General features: G+C 38.0%; 26 protein-coding genes and 1 tRNA gene. 21 read left to right on the top strand and 6 right to left on the bottom strand.

What is annotated here, in order from left to right; translation table 11 throughout:
* The first annotated feature begins 33 nt into the window (after window positions 1-33).
* The 5 genes from NP781_RS17980 (at window position 34) to NP781_RS17960 (ending at window position 3,787) form a co-directional block, all read left to right on the top strand.
* The gene (locus tag NP781_RS17980; protein ID WP_257520506.1) at window positions 34-501 is read left to right on the top strand and encodes an NUDIX hydrolase; all 468 of its coding nucleotides are present in this window, start codon (window positions 34-36) and stop codon (window positions 499-501) included.
* Window positions 502-510: 9 nt separating this feature from the next.
* Complete coding sequence (rapZ, locus tag NP781_RS17975) at window positions 511-1,404, top strand: RNase adapter RapZ (RefSeq protein WP_054549566.1); 894 nt, start codon at window positions 511-513, stop codon at window positions 1,402-1,404.
* Window positions 1,405-1,408: 4 nt separating this feature from the next.
* A complete protein-coding gene (gene yvcK / locus NP781_RS17970; RefSeq protein ID WP_054549565.1) occupies window positions 1,409-2,404 on the top strand; it encodes a gluconeogenesis factor YvcK family protein in 996 nt (331 codons plus the stop codon).
* 65 nt (window positions 2,405-2,469) lie between these two features.
* A complete protein-coding gene (whiA, locus tag NP781_RS17965) occupies window positions 2,470-3,417 on the top strand; it encodes a DNA-binding protein WhiA (protein WP_004228019.1) in 948 nt (315 codons plus the stop codon).
* Window positions 3,418-3,529: 112 nt separating this feature from the next.
* Window positions 3,530-3,787, top strand: coding sequence for an HPr family phosphocarrier protein (locus NP781_RS17960; protein ID WP_004228023.1), 258 nt, complete (start codon window positions 3,530-3,532; stop codon window positions 3,785-3,787).
* Between the two features lie 54 nt (window positions 3,788-3,841).
* Here the strand turns inward: NP781_RS17960 and clpP are convergent, their stop codons facing one another.
* Window positions 3,842-4,432, bottom strand: coding sequence for an ATP-dependent Clp endopeptidase proteolytic subunit ClpP (clpP, locus tag NP781_RS17955; protein ID WP_004228025.1), 591 nt, complete (start codon window positions 4,430-4,432; stop codon window positions 3,842-3,844).
* Between the two features lie 310 nt (window positions 4,433-4,742).
* Between clpP and NP781_RS17950 the strand changes: the two genes are divergently transcribed.
* The 4 genes from NP781_RS17950 (at window position 4,743) to NP781_RS17935 (ending at window position 7,629) form a co-directional block, all read left to right on the top strand.
* Window positions 4,743-4,817: transfer RNA gene (locus NP781_RS17950), tRNA-Arg, on the top strand.
* Window positions 4,818-5,315: 498 nt separating this feature from the next.
* A complete protein-coding gene (locus tag NP781_RS17945) occupies window positions 5,316-6,113 on the top strand; it encodes a basic amino acid ABC transporter substrate-binding protein (protein ID WP_257520505.1) in 798 nt (265 codons plus the stop codon).
* A gap of 86 nt (window positions 6,114-6,199) precedes the next feature.
* The gene (locus NP781_RS17940; protein ID WP_004228035.1) at window positions 6,200-6,910 is read left to right on the top strand and encodes an amino acid ABC transporter permease; all 711 of its coding nucleotides are present in this window, start codon (window positions 6,200-6,202) and stop codon (window positions 6,908-6,910) included.
* Window positions 6,907-7,629, top strand: coding sequence for an amino acid ABC transporter ATP-binding protein (locus tag NP781_RS17935; protein ID WP_221681179.1), 723 nt, complete (start codon window positions 6,907-6,909; stop codon window positions 7,627-7,629). The genes NP781_RS17940 and NP781_RS17935 overlap by 4 nt, the downstream gene beginning before the upstream one ends.
* A gap of 88 nt (window positions 7,630-7,717) precedes the next feature.
* On the opposite strand, the gene NP781_RS17930 is transcribed toward NP781_RS17935, so the two are convergent.
* The gene (locus NP781_RS17930; protein WP_004228038.1) at window positions 7,718-8,332 is read right to left on the bottom strand and encodes a spore coat protein; all 615 of its coding nucleotides are present in this window, start codon (window positions 8,330-8,332) and stop codon (window positions 7,718-7,720) included.
* Window positions 8,333-8,465: 133 nt separating this feature from the next.
* Between NP781_RS17930 and NP781_RS17925 the strand changes: the two genes are divergently transcribed.
* The 12 genes from NP781_RS17925 (at window position 8,466) to NP781_RS17870 (ending at window position 19,704) form a co-directional block, all read left to right on the top strand.
* A complete protein-coding gene (locus NP781_RS17925; protein ID WP_257520504.1) occupies window positions 8,466-9,047 on the top strand; it encodes a LemA family protein in 582 nt (193 codons plus the stop codon).
* On the top strand, window positions 9,047-9,796 hold the full coding sequence (locus NP781_RS17920) for a TPM domain-containing protein (protein ID WP_257520503.1): 750 nt from the start codon (window positions 9,047-9,049) through the stop codon (window positions 9,794-9,796). The genes NP781_RS17925 and NP781_RS17920 overlap by 1 nt, the downstream gene beginning before the upstream one ends.
* Before the next feature lie 142 nt (window positions 9,797-9,938).
* Complete coding sequence (locus tag NP781_RS17915; RefSeq protein ID WP_255601261.1) at window positions 9,939-10,133, top strand: hypothetical protein; 195 nt, start codon at window positions 9,939-9,941, stop codon at window positions 10,131-10,133.
* An 83-nt stretch (window positions 10,134-10,216) separates the two neighbouring features.
* Window positions 10,217-10,450, top strand: a complete 234-nt coding sequence (locus tag NP781_RS17910) for a glutaredoxin family protein (protein ID WP_257520502.1) — start codon at window positions 10,217-10,219, stop codon at window positions 10,448-10,450.
* 261 nt (window positions 10,451-10,711) lie between these two features.
* Window positions 10,712-10,834, top strand: a complete 123-nt coding sequence (locus tag NP781_RS17905; RefSeq protein WP_004228055.1) for a hypothetical protein — start codon at window positions 10,712-10,714, stop codon at window positions 10,832-10,834.
* Between the two features lie 174 nt (window positions 10,835-11,008).
* Window positions 11,009-12,061, top strand: coding sequence for a sugar-binding transcriptional regulator (locus NP781_RS17900; RefSeq protein ID WP_257520501.1), 1,053 nt, complete (start codon window positions 11,009-11,011; stop codon window positions 12,059-12,061).
* A 126-nt stretch (window positions 12,062-12,187) separates the two neighbouring features.
* Window positions 12,188-13,204 (top strand): type I glyceraldehyde-3-phosphate dehydrogenase, encoded by a 1,017-nt coding sequence (gene gap / locus NP781_RS17895; protein WP_257520500.1) that lies wholly within the window; start codon window positions 12,188-12,190, stop codon window positions 13,202-13,204.
* Window positions 13,205-13,744: 540 nt separating this feature from the next.
* Entirely contained in the window at window positions 13,745-14,929 is a 1,185-nt protein-coding gene (gene pgk / locus NP781_RS17890; protein ID WP_257520499.1) for a phosphoglycerate kinase, read from the top strand.
* A gap of 19 nt (window positions 14,930-14,948) precedes the next feature.
* Window positions 14,949-15,710, top strand: coding sequence for a triose-phosphate isomerase (gene tpiA, locus NP781_RS17885; protein WP_257520498.1), 762 nt, complete (start codon window positions 14,949-14,951; stop codon window positions 15,708-15,710).
* Window positions 15,703-17,244: a 2,3-bisphosphoglycerate-independent phosphoglycerate mutase gene (gpmI, locus tag NP781_RS17880; RefSeq protein WP_257520497.1), complete on the top strand. Its 1,542-nt coding sequence runs from the start codon at window positions 15,703-15,705 to the stop codon at window positions 17,242-17,244. The genes tpiA and gpmI overlap by 8 nt, the downstream gene beginning before the upstream one ends.
* A 2-nt stretch (window positions 17,245-17,246) precedes the next feature.
* The gene (eno, locus tag NP781_RS17875; RefSeq protein ID WP_221681187.1) at window positions 17,247-18,539 is read left to right on the top strand and encodes a phosphopyruvate hydratase; all 1,293 of its coding nucleotides are present in this window, start codon (window positions 17,247-17,249) and stop codon (window positions 18,537-18,539) included.
* 637 nt (window positions 18,540-19,176) lie between these two features.
* Window positions 19,177-19,704, top strand: coding sequence for a DUF6241 domain-containing protein (locus tag NP781_RS17870; RefSeq protein ID WP_257520496.1), 528 nt, complete (start codon window positions 19,177-19,179; stop codon window positions 19,702-19,704).
* 377 nt (window positions 19,705-20,081) lie between these two features.
* On the opposite strand, the gene dltD is transcribed toward NP781_RS17870, so the two are convergent.
* The 4 genes from dltD to dltA are packed head-to-tail and all read right to left on the bottom strand — an operon-like array spanning window position 20,082 to window position 24,165.
* Complete coding sequence (gene dltD / locus NP781_RS17865; protein WP_216485890.1) at window positions 20,082-21,257, bottom strand: D-alanyl-lipoteichoic acid biosynthesis protein DltD; 1,176 nt, start codon at window positions 21,255-21,257, stop codon at window positions 20,082-20,084.
* Window positions 21,254-21,487 (bottom strand): D-alanine--poly(phosphoribitol) ligase subunit 2, encoded by a 234-nt coding sequence (dltC, locus tag NP781_RS17860; RefSeq protein ID WP_016994756.1) that lies wholly within the window; start codon window positions 21,485-21,487, stop codon window positions 21,254-21,256. The genes dltD and dltC overlap by 4 nt, the downstream gene beginning before the upstream one ends.
* 42 nt (window positions 21,488-21,529) lie before the next feature.
* Window positions 21,530-22,693 (bottom strand): D-alanyl-lipoteichoic acid biosynthesis protein DltB, encoded by a 1,164-nt coding sequence (gene dltB, locus NP781_RS17855; RefSeq protein ID WP_221681190.1) that lies wholly within the window; start codon window positions 22,691-22,693, stop codon window positions 21,530-21,532.
* Window positions 22,690-24,165: a D-alanine--poly(phosphoribitol) ligase subunit DltA gene (dltA, locus tag NP781_RS17850; protein ID WP_257520495.1), complete on the bottom strand. Its 1,476-nt coding sequence runs from the start codon at window positions 24,163-24,165 to the stop codon at window positions 22,690-22,692. The genes dltB and dltA overlap by 4 nt, the downstream gene beginning before the upstream one ends.
* Window position 24,166 lies beyond the last annotated feature (1 nt).

Genomic DNA, 24,166 nt, shown 5'->3' with positions numbered 1-24,166 from the left:
GAGTAGAATGCAAAAGTGATTAGAGGTGTGCCTATGCAAAGAATTGCAAATTTAATTGCCGTAAAAGACGGTAAAGTATTATTACTTCAGAAACCAAGACGAGGCTGGTATGTAGCTCCAGGAGGGAAAATGGAGAGTGGCGAGTCAATCTTTGAGGCTGCTATTCGAGAGTTTCAAGAAGAGACAAACGTCATACCTTTACATGTTCATTTAAAGGGTGTTTATACGATGATCATTAAAGAAAACAATGACGTAGTGGATGAATGGATGCTCTATACATTTGTTGCCAAGGATATAGATGGAGTACCATTTGAAGAAACAAGAGAAGGCAAACTTGCATGGCACCCAGTAGAGGATTTAGCACACTTGCCAATGGCTGAAGGAGATCGAACTAATTTACAATTTGCTGTTTCGCAATCTGGCATTCAGTATGGCACGTTTGACTATACAACGAGTTTTGAACTACTTCATCAGAAAATACAAATTTCAAAAGAACAATAAAGGAGTTGCATGACAGTGGTGGTTGAAGGCCAACAAAGTACACATGAATTGGTTATTATTACAGGAATGTCTGGGGCTGGGAAAACAGTAGCTATTCAAAGCTTTGAGGATTTAGGGTATTACTGTATTGATAATTTACCACCTGCGTTACTTACAACTTTTTTAACCTTATTAAGAGATTCTGGTAAAAACAGTACCCGAATTGCAGCAGTAATGGATATGCGCGGAGGCGACTTTTTTGATGCTCTAATTGGCGCATTAGACCATATACTAAAAGAAGGCGATATTGTTGCTCGTATTTTATTTTTAGATGCAGATGATGCCACATTAGTCAGACGTTATAAAGAAACAAGACGTGCACATCCATTAGCAGTGAATGGTTTACCTCTAGATGGAATTAAACAGGAACGAGTACTTTTATCTGAAGTAAAGGGTCGTGCCAATTTTGTTTATAACACATCTAACATGAAACCAAAGCAATTACGTGAAAAAATCGTCAAAGAATTTGCAAGTGAGGCAGATACTATTTTTACCGTTAACATTATGTCCTTTGGCTTTAAACATGGTATGCCGATTGATGCGGACTTAGTGTTTGATGTTCGTTTTCTTAAAAACCCGTATTATGTGGAGGAGCTACGTCCAAAAACGGGTCTTCAAACAGAGGTATCTTCTTATGTGTTAGCGTTGGAAGATACGCAAATCCTTATACAAAAACTGACGGATTTATTAGACTTTATGATTCCTCTCTATCGACAAGAAGGTAAATCACAGCTTGTTATTGCTTTTGGTTGTACTGGGGGCCAGCATCGCTCAGTGACATTAGCAGAATTTTTTGGTGCATATTTTGCGGGCAAGGAAAATACGGTTATTACGCATCGTGATATTAATCGTAGAAAGGAATGAGTGAATGGGGAAAAAGCAAACAAAGCTTGTGGTAATTGGTGGTGGCACAGGGCTCTCCACGTTACTTCGCGGGCTGAAGCATCACCCATTTGATATTACTGCTATTGTAACAGTAGCAGATGATGGTGGATCTTCAGGTCGTTTACGTGATGATTACGATATCCCACCGCCTGGTGATGTACGCAATGTGATTGCAGCATTATCAGATATTGAGCCCCTTGTAGAGCAAATGTTTCAATACCGTTTTTCGGCATCTGAAGACTTACGAGGTCACTCCTTAGGGAATTTAATGCTTACAGCCCTTACTGATATTACCGGTGATTTCAATCATGCTATCAGTGAGATGGGAAAGGTTTTAAAAGTTCATGGTCGAGTTATTCCAGCAGCTAATAAAAAAATCACCCTACATGCTGTGCTTGAGGACGGTTCAATTATCGAGGGAGAATCAAAAATTCCGACAGCGACAAAACGCATTAATCGCGTTTTTTTAGTACCTGAAAATGTGCAACCGTTGCCAGAAGCTATTCGTGCAATACTTCGTGCAGACTATATTTTAATAGGACCAGGAAGCTTATATACAAGTATTATTCCGAATTTGCTTGTTAAGGAAATAGGTGAAGCAGTTGTTAAGGCTAAAGGAAGAAAAATATATGTTTGTAATTTAATGACACAAAAGGGTGAAACCATTTCCTATACAGCAGGCGATCATGTAACAGCCATACATAAGCATGTTGGCCATGATTTTATCGATTCCATTTTAGTAAATGATGAAGAACTCCCTAACCCTGTAAAAGAACTGTATAAAGAAGAAAGAGCGGAACCAGTAACATTTGACGTAGCAAAGCTTGAAAGTATGGGTTTAGAAGTTATCAAACGAGACATTGCTACAATTCGACCAGATGGAACGGTTCGACATAATGCTACAAATGTTGCAGAATGGCTGGTAGATTATGCTGATATTTACCATCAAAAAGTAAGAGGACCAATAATAGAAACATAATGGCTTTATTGTATATGGTAAGATGAACATATACATAGAAATCATGATTGAAAGGGGGGCGTGATATGTCTTTTGCTTCTGAAACAAAAAAAGAATTGACACAAATAGAAGCGGACAATCATTGTATGAAAGCAGAAGTTTCTGCCCTAATTCGTATGAATGGTTCATTATCCTTTGCAAATAAACAACTAAGCTTAGACGTGCAAACCGAAAACGCTGCAATTGCCAGAAGACTATATACGATTATGAAAAAATTGTATCCGTACAATGTTGAATTACTTGTTCGTAAGAAAATGCGATTGAAAAAAAATAATGTGTATATATGCCGTGTAAGAGAAGGAGCGCGTGAGCTATTAATTGATTTAGAAATCATCTCAGACGACTTTCAATTTAACCATACTATCTCAAGAAAGCTCATTCAAAAGAGTGGCCAAAAAAGAGCTTATTTAAGAGGAGCCTTTTTAGCAGGAGGTTCCGTCAATAATCCAGAAACATCGGCTTATCATTTAGAGGTTTATTCTTTATATAAAGAACATGGTGAGGCATTAATGGATTTGATGAATGAATTTGAACTCAATGCCAAAACAATTGAACGTAAAAAAGGCTTTGTAACTTACTTAAAAGAAGCAGAAAAAATTTCAGATTTCCTTAATATTGTTGGAGCGCATCAGGCTATGATGAAATTTGAAGATGTTCGGATTTTGCGAGATATGCGTAATAGTGTCAACCGTATTGTGAACTGTGAAACTGCCAATTTAAATAAAACCATTGGAGCAGCATTACGGCAGGTTGAGAATATTCGATTTATTGAAAATTCAATTGGTCTTGATCAACTACCAGAGAAGCTTCGTGAAATAGCACGTCTCCGTGTTGAATACCAAGATGTGACATTAAAAGAGCTTGGTGAAATGGTATCTAGTGGAACAGTTAGTAAATCAGGTGTTAACCATCGATTGAGAAAAATTGATGAGATTGCGGATGCATTAAGGCGTGGTGAAAAAATAGGTGGTTAAGTTATCATACTTATCAGGTATGAATGTCATGCTAATCGCTTATTGTTCTTTTGCCAGTAAGTAAGGTAAGATAAAACTAATAGACGAACGGTAGTGAAGGGGAGTTTTGAGAATGATTGAGAGAAGAGTCCAGGTTAAATTAAAATTAGGACTACAAGCTAGACAAGCAGCATTATTTGTGCAAGAAGCAAATCGTTTTAGTGCTGATATCTTTCTAGAAAAAGATGAGAAAAAAGTAAATGCCAAATCCATTATGGGTGTTATGAGCTTAGCAGTTGCTAAAGGTACCGAAGTGACTTTAAGCAGTGAAGGTAACGATGCTGAGCAAGCGGTTACAGCATTGGCAACAATTATTGAAAATGAAGATTAACATTCATTAAATACAAAAGGCATCACAGAGCAATTCTGTGATGCCTTCTATTTTTTATTTATTATCGCTACGGTGCATAATATGATCGATTAAACCGTATTCTTTAGCACGTTCAGCAGTCATGAAGTTATCACGATCTGTGTCTCTTGCAATGACTTCAAGTGGTTGACCAGTGCGTTCAGATAAAATGCCATTTAATTTTTCACGTAAGAATAGAATACGTTTAGCAGCAATTTCAATCTCTGTCGCTTGACCTTGTGCACCACCTAGTGGTTGGTGAATCATGACTTCAGCATTTGGTAAGGCAAAACGTTTACCAGGTTCTCCAGCTGCAAGCAGGAAAGCACCCATTGATGCAGCCATACCAATACAAATTGTTTGTACCTGTGGTTTAATGATTTGCATTGTGTCATAGATAGCCATACCAGCCGTAATGGATCCGCCAGGTGAGTTAATATAAAGAGAGATATCTTTATCTGGATCTTCTGCCTGTAGGAAAAGAAGCTGAGCGACAATGGAGTTAGCAACATTGTCATCAATAGCACTTCCTAAAAGGATAATACGGTCTTTAAGTAGACGTGAATAAATGTCATATGCACGCTCACCACGACTAGTTTGTTCAATAACTGTAGGAATTAAATTCATGTTAAATCCTCCTTAAAAAGCTAAATTCGAATACCTTTGCTGAAAATTTTCCTTTGTATTTCAGCTGTATCCTTATCATACACATTATAGTCAGGGAAGGTCAAATATTAACCCTGCTAAAGTGAAATTAAAAAAAATAAATTGTTTTTGCATTCTATGGTTGAATTATATAGGATAGGCTTGTATAATGATTAAGGTTATAAGGTTTAAAGTACAGGACACTATTTTGCAGGTATGCTTCAAAAATGAGGGTTATCTACATCATGCTTTTCGTAAGCCTAGAGTGAGTACTTTTTTTTTTGTGTCTTTTGCCCTCGTGGTGTAATGGATAACACGTAAGATTCCGGTTCTTGCACTGGGGGTTCGATTCCCTCCGAGGGCGCCATTTTACTGATTAATTGATATACTGTTATAGCTCATCTCCTAATAAGTAGTTTAGCAGCCTGCTTACTGGAGATCGAGAGGAAGAATAAAGGGAATACTGTCCTAGTTGGCATTATTCCCCTATTTATTCCTTTCAAACCTTCAAAAAAGCAACAACTCCAAATTATTTTTTAGTGAACATACTGTACGTGAGACTAGTAATAGTCGAAAAAAAGAATCCTATCTGAGGGGATTCTTTTTTTTTGCCTAAATTTATCGAAATTTGGCATGGTTCTTATTGTATATATATTAGTTTTAGGTTAATTTTCTTGTTATTTATACATATTTTTTCAAAATATATGAATTTAATATAAATTTATATGAAAAAATATTTAATTTTATGCGAAAAGTTGTTGTCTAAATACTATAATGTTAATATAATTGACCTAATAGTCTAACATTTCCGAATTGCGAAAAATAATACGTAATTCGGAAAATTATCGAACTAGGGGGAAATACAATGAAAAAAACAGGTTGGATGTTACTGATGATAATTGCAGCATTAACATTAGCACTTGCCGGATGTGGTACAAAAGAAGATGCATCTTCAGGTAGCTCTTCTTCAGAAGATGGTGGAGATGGTAAAAAAGTTTATAAAGTAGGTACTGAGGCTACTTTTGCACCATTTGAATCTGTTGACGATTCAGGGAAAATTGTAGGGATTGATGTCGATATTTTACAAGCTATTGCAGATGAGATGGACTTTGAGGTTGAGTGGAATAATATTGGATGGGAGCCAGTGTTCCAAACAATTAAAAACGGTGAAACAGATATCGGTGCTTCTGGAATCACAATTACGGAAGAGCGTAAAGAATCATTTGATTTTACAGAACCGTATTATGAGTCTCAGTTATTAATTGTTGTGAAAGAAGATTCAAAAATTAAATCTCTTGATGAATTAAAAGATAAAAAAGTATCTGTACAAATCAATGCTACTGGTCATATGGCGGCGAAAAAGCTACAAGGGGAAGCAAGTACAAATATTATGGCTTTTGAAAGTCAGCCAATCGCTATTCAAGAAATGTTAAATGGGAATGTTGACGCAGCTATCGGAGATAACGCAGTAGTTTATGAATATATCAAAGCTCACCCAGATCAAAAACTAAAAGTAATTGAAGATGATGCATTCGAAAAAGAATACTATGGCTTCATGGTTCAAAAAGGAAATAAAGAATTGCTAGATAAATTAAACGAAGGTCTTAAAAAAATTAAAGAAAACGGTAAATTAAAAGAAATTACAGGCATTGATTTTCAATAAAAATGAATGAAATGATGCTTTAACATAGTAACTGTGCTAACAAGCTCATTTATTAATCGTAATTTAAAGGGGAATGGGGTTTTCGGATGGACATCTTTGACTTACGCTGGGACATTGTCTGGAACTACCGAGATATGTTTATACGAGGTATTGGCGTAACACTTATTTTGACACTTAGTGGTTATTTTGGCGGTATTCTATTAGGGCTATTTTTAGGCCTTGGAAAATTATCGAGTAAGAAATGGATTTATTGGCCATCTAAACTATATATCGATTTATTCCGTGGAACACCGATGCTTGTACAAATCTTGTTAATTCACTTAGCAGTTATTCCAACAATTTTTGGTCATTCTTTAGGTTATATGGTATCAGGGATTACAGCGCTTATTTTAAACTGTGCTGCTTATAATGCGGAAATTTTCCGTGCAGGGATTCAAAGTATTGCAAAAGGGCAAATGGAGGCTGCACGTTCTCTTGGATTAACGCATAACCAAGCAATGCGTAAGGTCATTTTGCCTCAAGCTTTTAGACGTATGATTCCGCCATTGGGGAATGAATTTATTGCATTATTAAAAGATTCTTCACTCGTAACTGTAATTGCAGCACCAGATATTTTATATGCTAGTAAGGTCGTAGCTGGTGCAAGCTTCCGCTTCTGGGAACCGTATATCGTTGCAGCATTATTATATTTAGTGTTGACATATGGTGTAACGAAGATTGTAGCATTTATCGAGAAACGATTTAGCAATAGTTACGTCCCTCGTAAAGCTAAGGTAGAAGGGCGGGAAGCAAGATGATAAGAATTGAAAACCTACACAAATACTTTGGCAAGCTTGAAGTATTAAAAGGAATCGATTATGAAATTCAAGAAAAACAAGTTGTCTGTGTTATTGGGCCATCTGGTTCAGGAAAAAGTACATTTCTCCGTTGTATCAATATGTTAGAAGAAGTAACGGATGGTGCTATTTATATTGAAAATGTAAAAATTAATGATCCTAAAACGAATATCAATGAAATACGCGCTGAAGTGGGTATGGTGTTCCAACAATTTAACTTATTCCCGCATATGACTGTTATCGATAATGTCACGATGGCACCTATGCAAATTCGTAAAATGAGTCGTACAGACGCAGAAGCTCTAGGACATGAGCTATTAAACAAGGTTGGGCTCGACAGCAAGGCCTATAATTATCCTGAGCAGCTTTCTGGTGGTCAGCAACAGCGTGTGGCGATTGCTCGTGCCTTAGCAATGAAGCCAAAAGCTATTTTATTTGACGAACCAACTTCAGCCCTTGACCCTGAAATGGTAAAAGAGGTGCTCGATGTTATGAAAAATCTAGCAGCTGAAGGGATGACAATGGTTGTTGTGACACATGAAATGGGCTTTGCTCGTGAAGTAGGCGATCGAGTAGTCTTCATGGATGGGGGCTATATTGTAGAAGAAGGGTCTCCAGAGGAACTATTCGGTAATCCACAAAGCGACCGTACGAAAGCGTTTTTAGGAAAAGTATTATAAAGCAGAAAAAGCGAACGAGCATGTCGTTCGCTTTTTTTGTGCTAAAAACAACAGAGCATGGTGAATATTCACCATGCTCTGTTGTTATTTAATGAAGGGGATTAGATGTTGTGTCGAATGCATTCAGCATCGTTTGCATATCCTGTTGGGAATACTGAGGCACCTGATAATAGCCGTGTTTGTTTTGATAAATGGATAATTCGTATCCCATTTCAATGCAGTTAGGAATACTATCCGCAACAACGCGACGAACTACAGGGTTTGTTGTCTCCAACGCAGCAGTTGTCATACATTTTGCTGCTCCTTTTTGAGCACCGAGTAAAAATCCAGAAATAGCTTCATCATTAATTTCATTAGCGTTTTGCATTGGCTTTTTTGGTTGACCAGGGTTTAGGCCATATTTGAAATCATTTCCTGTTTCCATCTGGTAGCGTCCTGTTGGAACAGATGGATCGTGTCCTGTTTTAAAGGACTCAACGATCGTATTGTACATACCAAGAGTGAAATTATATTGGCGATCCAAGATGTTGAGTAATTCAGGATCTTTTACATGGGGACGCAAAATAATAGCTTGGTTCATACCTGCAATAATTTCGCCAATTGTTTCATGCATGTCCATCATTTCATGTCCACCATGATTTAGGCTATGTTGTTGATTTAAATTTGTTTGGTTTGATGATTCATTGTAAAACGATTGTGACAAAAAAAACGCCTCCTCAATAATTTTTTGTTGCAGTATTTAGTATGGCGTGTCAATTCGATTTCATACGGTATAAATGTAAAGGTAAAAATGTAGACTAAAGATAGAAGGAAAAGCAAGTCAAGGAGGCTTAAAATTGAAAAAGTTACTTGGACCAATTGGAATAATTGTCATCATTCTTGTTGTCATCGCCTTATTATTTATACCTAAATATAATAGCCTGGTGACAGCTGAGGAAAATCTTGATTCTAAATGGGCACAAGTTGAAAATCAGCTCCAACGTCGCTATGATTTGATTCCCAATCTAGTGGAATCTGTGAAAGGCTATGCGAATCATGAGCAAGAGGTGATAGCAAATATAACGGAGGCACGTGCACAAATGGGAAATGCAAGCTCACCAGAGGAGCAAGCTGTTGCCAATGATGCTTTAACTGGCGCTCTTAGTCGTTTACTAGTAGTTGTAGAGAATTACCCAAACTTAAAGGCAGATGCAAACTTCCGCCAGTTAATGGATGAGCTAGCAGGTACCGAAAATCGGTTGGCTGTAGCACGTGAGGATTACAATAATGAGGTACAGCAATTTAATAAACATGTTAAACGTTTCCCGGGGAATTTAATAGCAGGGATGTTTGGTTTTGAACAAAAAGAATACTTTAAAGCCGCAGCAGGAGCTGACAAAGCACCATCTATCGACTTTAGTCAATCGGGTACACATTAATGAAACGTTGCATTGTACAGATGATCATCGTTTGTTCGGTGCTTCTTTTTTTCTCGAATCTAGCAGAAGCAACGATGCCATCACCGATGAAAAGTACGTATATACATGACTTTGCCAATGTAATTTCTGTCAATGTCAAAGAAGAGCTAAATCATTATTCCGAGCAGTTGGATCAAGGCACTGGTGCTGAAATCATGGTAGTCACAGTTGATAGTCTTTATGGACAAGAGCCGAAAATGTATGCGACAAAATTGATTCGTTCATGGGGCATTGGTGACAAGGAAAAAAATAACGGTGTCTTGATTTTAGCTACCTTAGGTCAAGGGGAAGGAAATAACGACGTTGTAATTGCCGTGGGTCAGGGATTAGAGGGAGCATTACCAGATGGTAAATTAGGACGCATTTTAGATAATGCATTTTATCCCTCAGCAAGTACTGGTAATTTAGATCAAGCTTTTCAAGCAACTTATTCTGAAGTTTTTCGCGCTGTTGCCCAAGAGTATAATTGGAACGGTGATTTGCCGGCGCAAACAAAAGAAGAGGATGACATACCCACTTGGTTAATTATCCTAATCATTATCATTGTTATTATTATCTATTCATTCTTTTCGAAAGGTGGCGGAGGTCCTCGCTCTGGAGGCTATGGCGGTTATCCAGGTAGTTTTGGTGGAGGACATTCGAGTAGAGGGAGCTTTGGCGGGTTTGGTGGGGGATCTTCTGCTGGTGGGGGAGCAAGCAGGAAATTTTAATAGAGGTAATGGCGAACTATTCTATTTAGTTCGCTTTCATTTTGGCTAAATCAAAAACCTCTCAATTAATAATGCTAGAATTGTTATAATTTAAATATATCGACAATCGATATAACGTAAACTGATATAGGGAGGAATCATTTTGAAAAAAAGATTTTTATCTGCATCGTTAGCAATTATTTTAACAACCTCTGTAGTTATTCCTGCAACAATGCAAGATGTTCGTGCTACCAATGAAACAAATAGCAGCGTAATAGCACAAGAAGAACGTGTGTCAGCGCAGGAATTTTTGAATTTAGCTGTAACAACTTTAACATTCCAGCACGGCTCAGGCTAAGACAGCTCAAATAACCATCATCAAAGAATAGTAGCCATTTCTTCATTGCCACATCGTTTATAATAAAGGAGGAGGTGCTATCTATGAAAATTAAATTTTTTAGTAGGGCGAATTGTCCTTTATGTGTAGAAGGGCTACAGACATTAAAGCTTGTTCAGGAAGATGTTCTATTTGATATTGAAATAATTGATATTGAGCAGGATGATCGCATACATGAAAAATATATGCTAATGATTCCGGTAGTTGAAAAAGATGGTGATGTCATGCAGTATGGTCATTTAGATTATGCCACTTTAATGGAGCGATTAGGCAGTTAATCTGCTGAAAGTATAAAGAGTTATTAACGGTATAAATGACTTTATTATTAGGTGTCATTCTCACAATTCACAAATTGTTCAATGAAAGCGGTTTGATTTTGAACAGTTTGTGAAGACCTTCACATTACTCTTTCTTTTCCTAAAAATCGGAGTAGAATAAGTATCAAGTAAGAAGTTGTTATAAAACAGTTTAACGAATGTATCACAAATTTTAGTGGTTGTTATATTACAAAAATGAATGATGTGAAGGGAGATTTTACAATGTGGGTTATTACAGTATTTGAGAAAAAGGACGTTCGTATTTTTGAGTTTACAAATAAAACTGAAGCAACAAAAGCTTTAGAAGGTTTTAAAAAGAATGCGATTTTATCTTTTACTAAATAAGTACAACAAAGTCTTGTAGCTGTTTTTATAGCTATGAGGCTTTTTTTATCCAGAACAAGACAACTACTTGCACTTTAAAACAATGCATATTATAATAAAACCATAAGTGGGACACAAAATAATTAAGTGGGTTAAAAATAAACCCACAACTATTAATTAGGGGAGTAGATAGATATGTTAACTGTTCCAGAGGCACAGCAAAGGCTACTTCCTGAAATGTATCCGCTTCTGCAAGCAAGATATCGAATATTGCAAGCCGTTCAACTCATGCAACCAATCGGACGACGTACACTAGCTGATTCACTGAAAATGACAGAAAGAGAAATACGCAAAGAAACTGATATTTTACGTGAACAAGGGTTATTAGATGCGCAAAAGTCGGGTATGGTATGTACAGATGATGGTGAAATAGTCATTGAAAAATTAAGAGCCATCGTTTATGAATGGTCTGGTTTAACCCAGCTTGCAAAAGTGCTTGAAAGCCACTTTGGCATCCAACGTGTAGTCGTAGTTCCTGGTGATTACAATGAGGATCATACAATCCTAAGCATGCTAGGCAAAGAAGCAGCATTGCAATTTATGTCAACTGCTTTTGATGAGCAAGTTGTAGCTGTCACGGGCGGAAAATCTGTTGCCTCTCTTGCGCAGTTTTTACATCCTTTAGACGGACAAAAGGATATCACTTTTGTAGCTGCACGGGGGGGGATTGGACATGAAATGCAAATGCAGGCCAATACACTTGTTGCAACATTTGCCATGCAAATGGAAACACAATACCGTACTTTATTTTTACCAGAGCATTTAAGTGAGCAAGCTTATCAAGCGATGTTAACAGAGCCGATGGTAACAGAAATGATGGCCTTCTATGATCAAGCAGATTGCGTCATTCATGGGATTGGCTCCGCAGAGGAAATGGCGATTCGTCGTAACTCATCTCCTGAGGACTTGCGAATTCTTGAGGAAAAAGGCGCTGTAAGTGAGGCTTTCGGCTATTATTTCAATGCAGATGGAGAAATAGTACATCGTATACGCACAATTGGTATCCAGCTTGAGCAGGTACAAAATAGTGAGCAGGTCATTGCAGTTGCAGCAGGAAAACAGAAGGTCAATGCAATGCTTTCTTATTTTAAAGTAGCACCTAAGCAAACCATATTTGTAACAGATGAAGCAGCGGCCAAAGCAATTGCTGCTAAAATATCTTCTATAGAAAATAAGCATCTTGAATGATGGCAAAGTTGTAAACATGTCACTCGATCTCAGAAAGTGCTAAAGCATTTTTTGAATGAGCATAAAGTAAATTTTGATGTCTCTATTCGTAGAGACAGACATCACACATTATTGGAGGAATTAACAATGGCATTAAAATTAGCGATTAATGGATTTGGACGTATTGGACGTTTAGTATTTCGTGAGGCAATGAAGCATGATGAATTTGAAGTAGTAGCCGTAAACGACTTAACAGATGCTGGTCAGCTTGCGCACTTATTGAAATATGATTCAGTACACGGTATCTATGATGCTGAAGTCAATGCAGATGAAGATTCTTTCGTAGTAAATGGTCAACGTGTAAAAGTATATGCTGAAAAAGATCCTGCACAATTACCATGGGGCGAATTAGGCGTAGATGTAGTGCTTGAATGTACGGGTCGATTCCGTTCAATGGAAGAAGTAGGCAAGCATATTGAAGCAGGGGCGAAAAAAGCGATTCTATCGGCACCAGCAAAAGGGGCAATGCCTACATTTGTTATGGGTGTAAACCATGAGGATTATAACCCAGCAACTGATGATGTGATCTCCAATGCTTCTTGTACAACAAACTGTCTAGCACCAGTAGCTAAAGTGCTTGATGAGAAATTTGGCATTGAACGTGGTATGATGACAACAATTCACTCTTATACAAATGACCAACGAATTCTAGACTTCCCACACTCTGACCCTCGTCGTGCACGTGCTGGAGCGGTGTCTATGATTCCAACAACAACAGGTGCAGCAGTAGCTGTATCAAAAGTATTGCCACAGTTAAAAGGTAAGCTAGATGGTTTCTCTATGCGTGTGCCAACACCTAACGTATCATGTGTTGACTTAGTTGTAGAGCTAAAAGCAGATGTATCGAAAGAAGCGATTAATGCAGCATTAAAAGAAGCTTCTGAAAATGAACTAAAAGGTATTTTAGATTACAATGAGCTACCATTAGTATCAATTGATTATAACGGTAACCATTATTCTTCTACGGTAGACGGCCTTTCAACAATGGTGTTAGAAAACAAAATGGTGAAGGTTTTAGCTTGGTATGATAACGAAATTGGTTACTCTACTCGCTTAATGGACCTAGCTTTATACATTGCTGAACAAGGCTTAAACCATAAATAAGTATCATATTTCGACATTTTGAGTAAAAAGTGTGACATATTACTGCTTTTTATGCACAAAAAGTATAGCCTTTATAATATCGAATAGATATAATATACAAGGGTATTGGGAGTAAGGGATAACCCTTACTCCTTTTTTTCTAGATTCAGCAGAAACGCCCACCTCTATAGGTGGTGAGATGAATACACAAATTACTCTCTTGATTCATTGGTGTCCAATCACCGACTGAATCAAGCTAAAAGCCGCTGCGAATGTCACAATTTTGAAGAGGAATGTTTCGAGCAACTCGAAAAAATGTGGACGCAATTACGCTGAGGCGTAATTGATACATGTTGATTGCAAGACATCGCAGTTAACTTTTGCTACTATAAAAACAAGTATTAGGGTTCATTATCAAAAGTTGGAGAATCATCCTTACACGAGATAGTGGCTCTGAAAAAGTACCAAAATGACTATTCAATTTAGTAAGCATGGTGTAGAGCCAAGATGGGTAAAACACAAGGATGTAAGACTAAAACAAACTTTGAAGGGAGTTTCTTCATGTTAAATAAGAAAACAATGAGAGATATTGATGTTAAGGGTCAACGCGTTTTTGTACGTGTAGATTTTAATGTACCAATGGCAGACGGTGCTATTACAGATGAGACGCGTATTCGTGCAGCGATTCCTACAATTGAGTATTTAGTAGAGCAGGGTGCTAAAGTTATTCTAGCTTCTCACTTAGGTCGTCCAAAAGGAGAAGTAAAAGAGGATATGCGTTTAACAGCTGTTGGCATTCGCTTAGCGGAATTAATGGGCAAGCCTGTTACGAAGCTTGATGAATCCATTGGGCAAGCGGTGGAAGAAGCCGTTGCAAACATGCAAGATGGAGACATTCTACTGCTTGAAAATGTTCGCTTCCATGCTGGTGAAGAGAAAAATGATCCTACATTAGCACAGCAATTTGCTCAGCTAGCAGATATTTATGTTAATGATGCTTTTGGTGCAGCCCACCGAGCTCATGCCTCTACAGAAGGAATTGCTAAGCATATTCCAGCTGTATCTGGATTCTTAATGCAAAAGGAATTAGATGTACTAGGTAAGGCATTGTCTAACCCTGAGCATCCGTTTACAGCCATTATTGGTGGTGCCAAAGTAAAAGATAAAATTGGTGTTATTGAAAGCCTATTAGAAAAAGTAGATCACTTAATTATCGGTGGTGGTTTATCCTTTACATTTATTAAGGCACAAGGCCACGATATCGGTAAATCATTGCTAGAGGAAGATAAAATTGAGCTAGCAAAGTCCTTTATTGAGAAGGCAAAAGCAAAAGGTGTGCAATTACATATGCCAGTCGATGCTGTTGTGGCAAATGAATTTTCACAGGATGCTGAAACACAAATTGTTGATGTAGATGCTATTCCAGCTGATTGGATGGGTCTAGATATTGGACCTAAAACGGCTGCAAATTATGCAGAAGTTATCAAAAACTCTAAATTAATCATTTGGAATGGACCAATGGGTGTCTTTGAAATGGACAAATTTGCAAACGGCACAAAAACAGTAGCTGAGGCAATGGCAACAACAGCTGGCTACACAGTAATCGGTGGCGGTGATTCAGCTGCGGCAGTTGAAAAATTTGAAGTAGCAGATAAGATGGATCACATTTCTACAGGTGGTGGTGCTTCCTTAGAATTAATGGAAGGCAAAGAGCTTCCAGGGATTGTAGCACTAAACGATAAATAAGCTAATCGGAGGCAAAATGATGCGTAAACCAATTATTGCAGGTAACTGGAAAATGTTTAAAACATTTGAAGAGGCTATTCAGTTTGTAGATGCTGTACAAGAAAAACTTCCTTCCAATGACAAAGTAGATGCTGTTATTTGCGCACCAGCTCTTTACCTACCTACACTTGTGCAAGTTGCTAGTGAGTCAGAGCTGGCAATTGGTGCACAAACTATGCACTATGAAAATGAAGGTGCTTTTACGGGTGAAATTAGTCCAGCACAGCTAGCAAGTGTGGATGTTGACTATGTCATTTTAGGACACTCTGAACGTCGCGAATACTACAATGAAACAGATGAAGCGATTAATAAGAAGGTAGCAGCAGCACTTGCCCATACTATCGTACCTATTATTTGCTGTGGCGAAACACTAGAAGAACGTGAAGCAGGCACAACAGAGCAAAAAGTGGCAGGCCAAATTAAAGCGGCACTTGCTGGGTTTGAAGCACAGCAAGTAGAGCATATGGTCATTGCCTATGAACCGATTTGGGCGATAGGTACTGGTAAAACGGCTACGGCAGACGATGCAAATCAAGTATGCGGAGCGATTCGAGCAGTAGTAGAAGAGCTATATAATGCTGAAACTGCGAATGCTGTGCGCATTCAATATGGTGGCAGTGTTAAGCCTGATAACATTCAGGAGCTTTTATCGAAAGAACATATTGATGGTGCTTTAGTTGGTGGAGCAAGCTTACAAGCAGAATCTTATTTAACATTATTGGAGGCGGCAGCAAATGCCTAAAAAGCCAGTAGCCTTAATTATTTTAGACGGCTTTGCATTTCGAGATGAAACATTCGGGAATGCAGTAGCACAGGCGAATAAGCCAAATTTTGATCGATATTGGCATCAATTTCCTCATGCGACATTAACAGCAGCAGGAGAAGCCGTTGGATTACCTGAAGGACAGATGGGGAATTCCGAGGTGGGACACTTAAATATCGGTGCAGGACGTATCGTATATCAAAGCTTAACACGCTTAAATAAATCTATTCGTGATGGAGATTTCTTTACGAATCAAGCCTTTTTAGATGCAGTAGCACATGTTAAAGCTCATCAGTCAAAACTACATGTTATGGGCTTATTGTCAGACGGTGGTGTTCATAGTCATTATGAGCATATGTTTGCACTAATGAAGCTAGCTAAACAGCAGGGATTAGAGGAAGTTTATGTACATGGCTTCTTAGATGGTCGTGATGTTGGTCCAACAACAGCATTAGACTATATCGAAGAAACGGAAAAGCAAATGGCTGAAATAGGCATAGGGAAATTTGCTTCGATTCATGGACGTTACTATGCAATGGATCGTGATAAACGTTGGGATCGTGTTGCACTGACTTATAATGTACTGGTGGATGGCGTCGGTCAAACAGCAGAAAGTGCTAAAAGTGGTGTAGCAGCATCCTATGAGCGTGAGGTAACAGATGAATTTGTCATTCCATTTAGCATTCAAGAACATGGCGAGCCAATAGCAACAATTGGCGATCATGATGCAGTGATTTTCTTTAACTTCCGTCCTGATCGTGCCATTCAGCTGTCAACAGTTTTTACAAATGAAGGATTCGATGGCTTTGCTATATCTGCAAATCATCCAAAGAATTTAAAATTTGTGTCCTTCACACACTATAGTGATGAAGTCAACGCACAGGTTGCTTATGAAAATGACAACTTGAAAAATACAATTGGTGAAGTATTAGCTACGAGTGGGAAAACACAGTTGCGGATTGCGGAAACTGAAAAATATCCACATGTTACATTCTTTATGAGTGGTGGACGTGAGGAAAAATTCCCTGGTGAAGAACGTATTTTAATTGCTTCTCCAAAGGTGGCGACATACGATTTAAAACCTGAAATGTCTGCCTATGAGGTGACAGAAGCCTTACTTGCAGAAATTGCGGCTGAAAAATTTGATGGCATTATTCTTAACTTTGCCAACCCTGATATGGTTGGTCATAGTGGAATGCTGGAGCCAACAATTAAAGCCATTGAAGTAGTAGATGAATGCTTAGGGAAAGTAGTAGACGCACTCCTTGCAAAAGGTGGCGCAGCTATTATTACAGCTGACCATGGCAACTCTGATGAAGTGTTAACTTTAGCAGGTGAGCCAATGACAGCTCATACAACAAATCCTGTTCCAGTAATTGTGACAAAATCAAATATAATGTTAAGAAATGGTGGTATTTTAGCCGATTTAGCGCCAACCATGTTAGAATTATTAGAGGTGTCACAGCCTACTGAAATGACAGGACAATCATTAATTGAAAAAGAGGAGAATTAATTATGCCATTTATTACACAAGTTTATGCGCGCGAAGTTTTAGACTCACGTGGGAACCCAACAGTAGAGGTTGAAGTATTTACAGAATCAGGCGCATTTGGCCGCGCAATCGTACCATCAGGTGCATCAACAGGTGAATACGAAGCGGTAGAATTACGCGATGGTGACAAATCTCGTTACCTAGGCAAAGGTGTATTAAATGCAGTTGAAAATGTAAACACAATTATTGCGGAAGAATTAGAAGGTAACTATTCTGTTCTTGATCAAGTAGTCATCGACAAAGCTTTAATCGAGCTAGATGGCACGGAAAACAAAGGCAAGCTTGGTGCCAACGCAATTCTAGGTGTATCCATGGCAGTTGCACATGCTGCGGCAGATTATTTAGATGTACCTCTTTATCAATATCTTGGTGGGTTCAATTCTAAGCAATTACCAGTACCAATGATGAACATCCTAAACGGTGGTGCTCACGCAGATAACAATGTAGACATTCAGGAATTCATGGTTATGCCTGTTGGTGCAGAATCATTCCGTCATGCATTACGTATTGGCGCGGAGATTTTCCATAGCCTAAAAGCTGTTCTAAAAGCAAAAGGCTACAACACAGCAGTAGGTGATGAAGGTGGTTTCGCACCAAACTTAGGCTCTAACGAAGAAGCAATTACAGTGATCTTAGAAGCGATTGAAAAAGCAGGCTACAAACCAGGTGACGAAGTGAAACTTGCAATGGACGTAGCATCCTCTGAACTATTCAATAAAGAAGATGGCAAATACCACTTAGATGGTGAAGGTGTTGTCAAAACTTCTGAAGAAATGGTTGATTGGTACGAAGAGTTAACAAATAAATACCCAATCATTTCAATTGAAGATGGCTTAGACGAAAACGACTGGGCTGGACACAAGCTATTAACAGACCGTATCGGCAAACGCGTACAATTAGTAGGTGATGACCTATTTGTAACAAATACGAAAAAATTATCAGCAGGTATTGAGCAAGGTGTAGGAAATGCAATCCTGATCAAAGTAAACCAAATCGGTACGTTAACTGAAACATTTGAAGCAATCGAAATGGCCAAACGTGCAGGCTACACAGCGGTTATTTCTCACCGTTCTGGTGAATCAGAAGATGCGACAATTGCTGATATCGCTGTTGCAACAAATGCTGGTCAAATTAAAACAGGTGCTCCATCACGTACAGACCGTGTAGCTAAATACAACCAACTTCTTCGCATCGAAGATCAACTTGGTTCAACAGCAGAGTATCTTGGTTTAAATTCATTCTATAACTTAAAATAAGTATTTGATTGAAGCGAAAATGCTTTGAACTTAGTAAAATACAGCTTTTATATTTGAACCTCTGATTTATAAGTGTGATAAACACTTGTAGATTGGGGGTTTTTCGTGCTTATTAAAGATTTGTTGAAAGAATTTACATTCGCATTACAGATTAAAAATTATTCAATTAGAACAACAGAAACTTATAACTACAATACAGCTCACTTCATTCAATATCTTAAAAAATATATTCAACATCAATTAATTCTTGGTAAAAAGGCGACTTACCTTAATTAAGTCGTTGGGGTGTTTTACACGTATTTGGTTGCGGAAGAATATGTCACTTAAACATCATGGCACACTCAGAATCGTTGTGTGATGAACCTTGGTGAAAAGGATACGAATTGTAATCTCACCCTTAGAGAGCAACTATGACGGACTTACCTATATTAACGCATACAAAATTGTATTAGTTGTATTTAATCAACGAACGCAATTTTGCGTTGGTACCTACTGTATACAATGTACATACCATTATCTACGAACAGGGTTTTTCATTGAAACTTATTTCAATATTCTGCTATTATTATCCTAATTACATAATATAAACCAATACATAATGATATAATGATATAAATGACAATGAGGAGTTAATGACATGAAGAGAAAAACAAAATCTGCAATTGTTATCATTGCAGTGTTGGTCATTTTTGGAGGGATTTTTGGTTACATTAAATCCACCGAACAAATGGAAAAACCTGTTGCCAAAAAAGAAAGAGCCACTATTGTTGTTGACGGAGTACCGCTTGAAGATAAAAAAGTTACAAAAGAAGAATTGCTTTATCCTGACAATTTAATGGAAAGCAAGGTGAATGAAACCATCCATAGCATGTCTCACCAAAAAGTGAAAGCTGCTTCTCAATGGGGTCGTGAGCGAATAACACAAGAAAAAGTTGACCGATTGTTAACTGTAGTTAAAATGAATGATTATAAATATAAAGAACTTTACATTTCAATATTGGAAAGATGGTCTAAAGGTGATTTTTCAAACGCCGTTGACGACCATAACAAAATTTGGGAAATGCAAGGCGGCGATGACACAACAAATTCAGGAAGAGCAACTCGTTTATTATCGCCCGAGGAAGAAGAGCAGTATATTGAACAATTTTACAAAGAAGAAAAATAGGTGAAGCTTTGAATTGTATGCAAATTTTTCTGTTTGTTATCATTAATATTTATTACACAAAATCCACCAATTACTAAGATACAAAAAATTATTGGTGGAGGGTTTTATTAATGAACGAAGAAAGAAGCGGCACGAGCAGACCAATGTGGTGCAGGTTTTAACATCGGAGTGCAAGAGGTAAGGAAGCTTTCTAGTGAGTCAGCTACAGCAACAGAACAAATGAAGCAGCCTCCAATGATCAGGCAGAGGAGGTTCAACAATTCAGTGAAGCCATTGAAAAACTAAATGAGATAAGTGAACAAATGGCGCTTTACATAAAAGGTCTCTTACGATAATAAGAAAGGACAGTCTACTATATTAGACTGTCCTGACTATGGTTATGGCTGTGACCAATGCTGATCTAGTTCTTGATCGAGATAGACCCAGCCCTTCCAGGCAATATGAATTGTATCCATTATAAAATAAGGATCATATTCATGATCTGAAAAATCAACATAGGCAACATTCGCATCCTTTAATACTTGCTCCATTTTATCGTAATACTTTTGACGTCGCTCCTCAGGATAGCCATTATAATCATACCAATAGCCATTCACCGGAATGGAGACGAATAGTGGCTTGGCACCTGCATCCTTTAAAACATCGATCACTAGTTGGAAATCCTCGTATTCAGGAGAGTTTGAATAATCCTCTTTTTTTCGTATATCCTTAAACTTTGAAAATTTAGCATTTACAAGTCGCTGATAGGCGCGATCTTCAATCATATAGTCATTGGATACACGCTTCTCCCCATATGCCTCTGCATGCTGCAATTGTTGCTCAAAGCTTTGATTGGCAATGAGCTTGTCATTACTTTTTAATGCATGACCTTTACGTGGGAAAAGGGAATAATATAAATCCTTCTTTTCTAGTAATGCCTTGTGGAAACGCCCCGCGACCATGGCCATACGTCCAGTAATTGGTTTTTCCTTGCCGTTAGACATTTGATATTGATACATGGTCTTTAAGAGGCGATCTCGTTTGACAGTATCAAATTCTAGTAGACGCTCCATTGCTCTTTTACGAAGATTGGCATCCATCTCCTGATTAAAGGCTAAATCATAAGCATGTAGCATGGAATAATTCGGTGAAAAGTGAAATTCACCCATGCCCTTCTCTGTAAACCACTGTGGAGAGATGATAAAGACCACTTTTTTATCCTTTAAATTCTTTTCTTGTGCTGCGAAATTCAAGAAGTGGGTAATGGACTGCATGCCTCCACGTCCAATCATAAAGGTCGAATACGGAGCATCAGTGGCTCGCGTATAATTGTAAGGATGGAACGGATCAAAACGGTTTAATTCCGAGGAGCCGTAAAGTGGCATGGAACTAGGCTCCTGTAACATTCGCTCCTGTAAATATGTGCCCTGAAATACAAGTGGAGACATGTTCGTTTTGGCTTGTTCCACATCCTCATTGGATATCCATGCTTTAATCCAAGCATTAGGAAAAAAGACAAAGCCCGTAAAAAGAGCAAATGCAATAAATAAAGAAAGAAAGCCTTTTTTGATCATTGTCTTTCAGCTAATTTCCCTGCTATTCGATTAGGCGTATTCCATTCTTCACGATTGAAATCAGTAATAGGGACAGAAATATTAAAACGATTTTCAATTTCAACTAATAAATTAATTGTCCCAAAAGAATCCAGTAAACCTTCTTCAAATAAATCTATATCTGGGTTTTCTACAATAATTTCATCTTCACATAACTCGACTAGCATTTCTAAAACTTGTTGTTGATCCATTAATAATTCTCCTTTAGTGAACAGGCTCTTACAGCCCTTTGTTTAAAATAATGTGCCAGAAAAAATATAGAAGCCGAAGCATACAGCATGAAATGTAATGATTACGCCAATAGCATGCGTCCATTTATTTTTTGGCCAACGCTTATGCTTTTTATTCCAGCGTTCAAATTTATCAAAGCTGATAATCAATAGGGCATGATAGAGTCCATAGACCACAAAGTGCCATTCCAGACCATGCCAAATACCCATTAAAAAGAATAGTAAAAAGAAGCCTATATACGAAATAGCAAATTTATTTTTTAACCATTTTTTCTTTGTCATCCAAAGGACAAAGCGCATATAGACATAATCCCTAAACCAGAAGGAAAGGCTCATATGCCAACGATTCCAAAAATCTTTAATATTGCGGCTGGCGAAAGGGCGATTAAAGTTAATCGGTGTTTGGATACCCATTATCCGGCTCACACCAACAGCAAATGCACTATAGCCAGCAAAATCAAAGAATAAGTAAAAGCTATACATATACATATACGCTAGCTGCCCCTGAAAAGGTGTCAAATAGTTATAAGTATGGTTAGGCAAATAAATAAGCGTGTAGTTGTAAATTAAATAAGCCAAAATAAACTTATATAAAAAGCCGACAAAAATATAGTTAATACCACTCAATAGCAGCTTTTGGTACTCCTCCGAGGAAGGCACGGCATGAAAATCCTTTGTAAAACGACGCCAACGATCAATCGGCCCCGATGATACGGTAGGAAAGAATAATAAGAAATAGACTAGCTCTACTACCGAAATTTTCTCTTTCATCAAGCCATCACGGGTTTCTAAAATCATTTGCACCGCTTTAAACGTAATGTAGGATACACCAAGGAAGCCAAATAAATGATGTAAACCGAGAATCGGCAAAACCTTTACAAGAATCAAGGGTAATATGGATAAAAGCACCGCTATTATAAAAATGGTTCCGCTATTTTGCTGAAGTCGATAGCGCTGATAAGCCACAATAAGTACTACCTGAAAGACAGTAAATAATACGAGCGAGATGGACCCATTCAATGAATGTCCGAAGATTAATGCTAAGACAATGACCGAAACAAAAAGATTATAGCGTTTCGAAGATTTGCCTCGTAATCCTAAGAGGATGGTAGGTAGTAATAAAAGTCCGATGATCACAAAAAATGCTATATTTCCATAAGGCGTCATACTGTCTCCATAACCGCCAATCCTTTACGATCTACCTTACCATTTGGATTTAGTGGTAAAGCGTCCATATATTTAAATGTTTTCGGTATCATATAGGCAGGTAAGTATGCCGATAAAAGTGCCTTCAATTGCTTTGTTGTTTTAAAAGCAGCGTCTGTTAATGGCTCACGTAAAACAATATGGGCACTAAGAGAAATGATTTCCTTCTCCTTATAAACAGGTACAACAACACAGCTTGAAACAGGTGGCAGGTTACTGATTTGTTTTTCAATCTCTTCAATCTCTAAACGATAGCCATGTAATTTCACTTGGAAATCCTTACGACCTGAAAAGAACAAATAACCATCCTGCACAAAGCCTATATCACCTGTTTGATAGATGTGATCGCCATCCACGATCGGGAAAGCTTTAGCTGTTAATTTAGGCGCTCCCAAATACCCTGCGCTAACGGTTGGCCCTGAAATAATAATTTCCCCATCTTCTGCTACAGAAACGTTTGGCTCCGTTATAGGGGCAATCGGTAATTGTTCGAAGCGTCCTACTAGCTCTTTCGTCACCTTTACATAGGATACAGCGACGGTTGTTTCCGTAGGACCATATAAATTATAAATTGTTGCCTGTGGAAAACGGAGCATCAACTCGTTACATACCGCTATCGGTAAAACCTCTCCGCAAAATAAAAAAGTATCCAATGCAGGCATGAGTTTTTGATCCCATTCTTTGTTCATCAAACACATCCTGGCAAAAGAAGGTGTAGAAGTCCATACACGAGTATTTGACGTCGCTAATGAATCAAACAATGCTTTTGGATTAGCAATTTCTTGCTGTGTAATCGCATAAAGTGTGTGTCCACCAACAAGAGCTGGGTAGAGATCCATAACAGATAAATCAAAGGAATAAGGTGCTTGGTTTAAAAATACGCCGTCTTCCTGTAAAGGGAAGTGCTCCTGCATCCACATTACAAAGTGTGTTAGATTACTAGCTGTTATTTGTACCCCTTTTGGTTGACCCGTTGAACCAGAAGTGTAAATAATATAATGGATATCCTCATCATGAACCCATGTTGCGGATGATAGGATCACGTTCTTTGAGGAGGCATCCAGAATATCATGCACTGCCATAACTGGAAGGTTCATCTGCATCTGTAATAGCTCTGTTGTCAATACTAAACCTGCTCCAGAAGCTTCTGTAATGAGTTGTAATCTTTCCGATGGTGTTGATGAATCAACAGGTACATATGGATGGCCAGCCTTTACAGCTCCGATAAACGCAACAATTTGCAGGGGGGACATATGTCCATAAATGACAATAGGTTGTTGTCTCCGCAAGTTAAGCTTCATTAAATAATCGGCAAGACGATCCGATAAATGCCAAAGCTCACTATAAGTTAAGGAGGCATTGTGTGTCTGATAAGCAGTTTTTTGTGGCTGCTGGATGGCCACACGTTCAATAGCTGCCAAAATACTTAACATT

Origin of the sequence: Lysinibacillus sp. FN11 (assembly GCF_024628845.1) — a bacterium.
Taxonomy (GTDB): domain Bacteria; phylum Bacillota; class Bacilli; order Bacillales_A; family Planococcaceae; genus Lysinibacillus; species Lysinibacillus capsici.
This window is presented reverse-complemented; position numbering and strand designations above follow the sequence as displayed.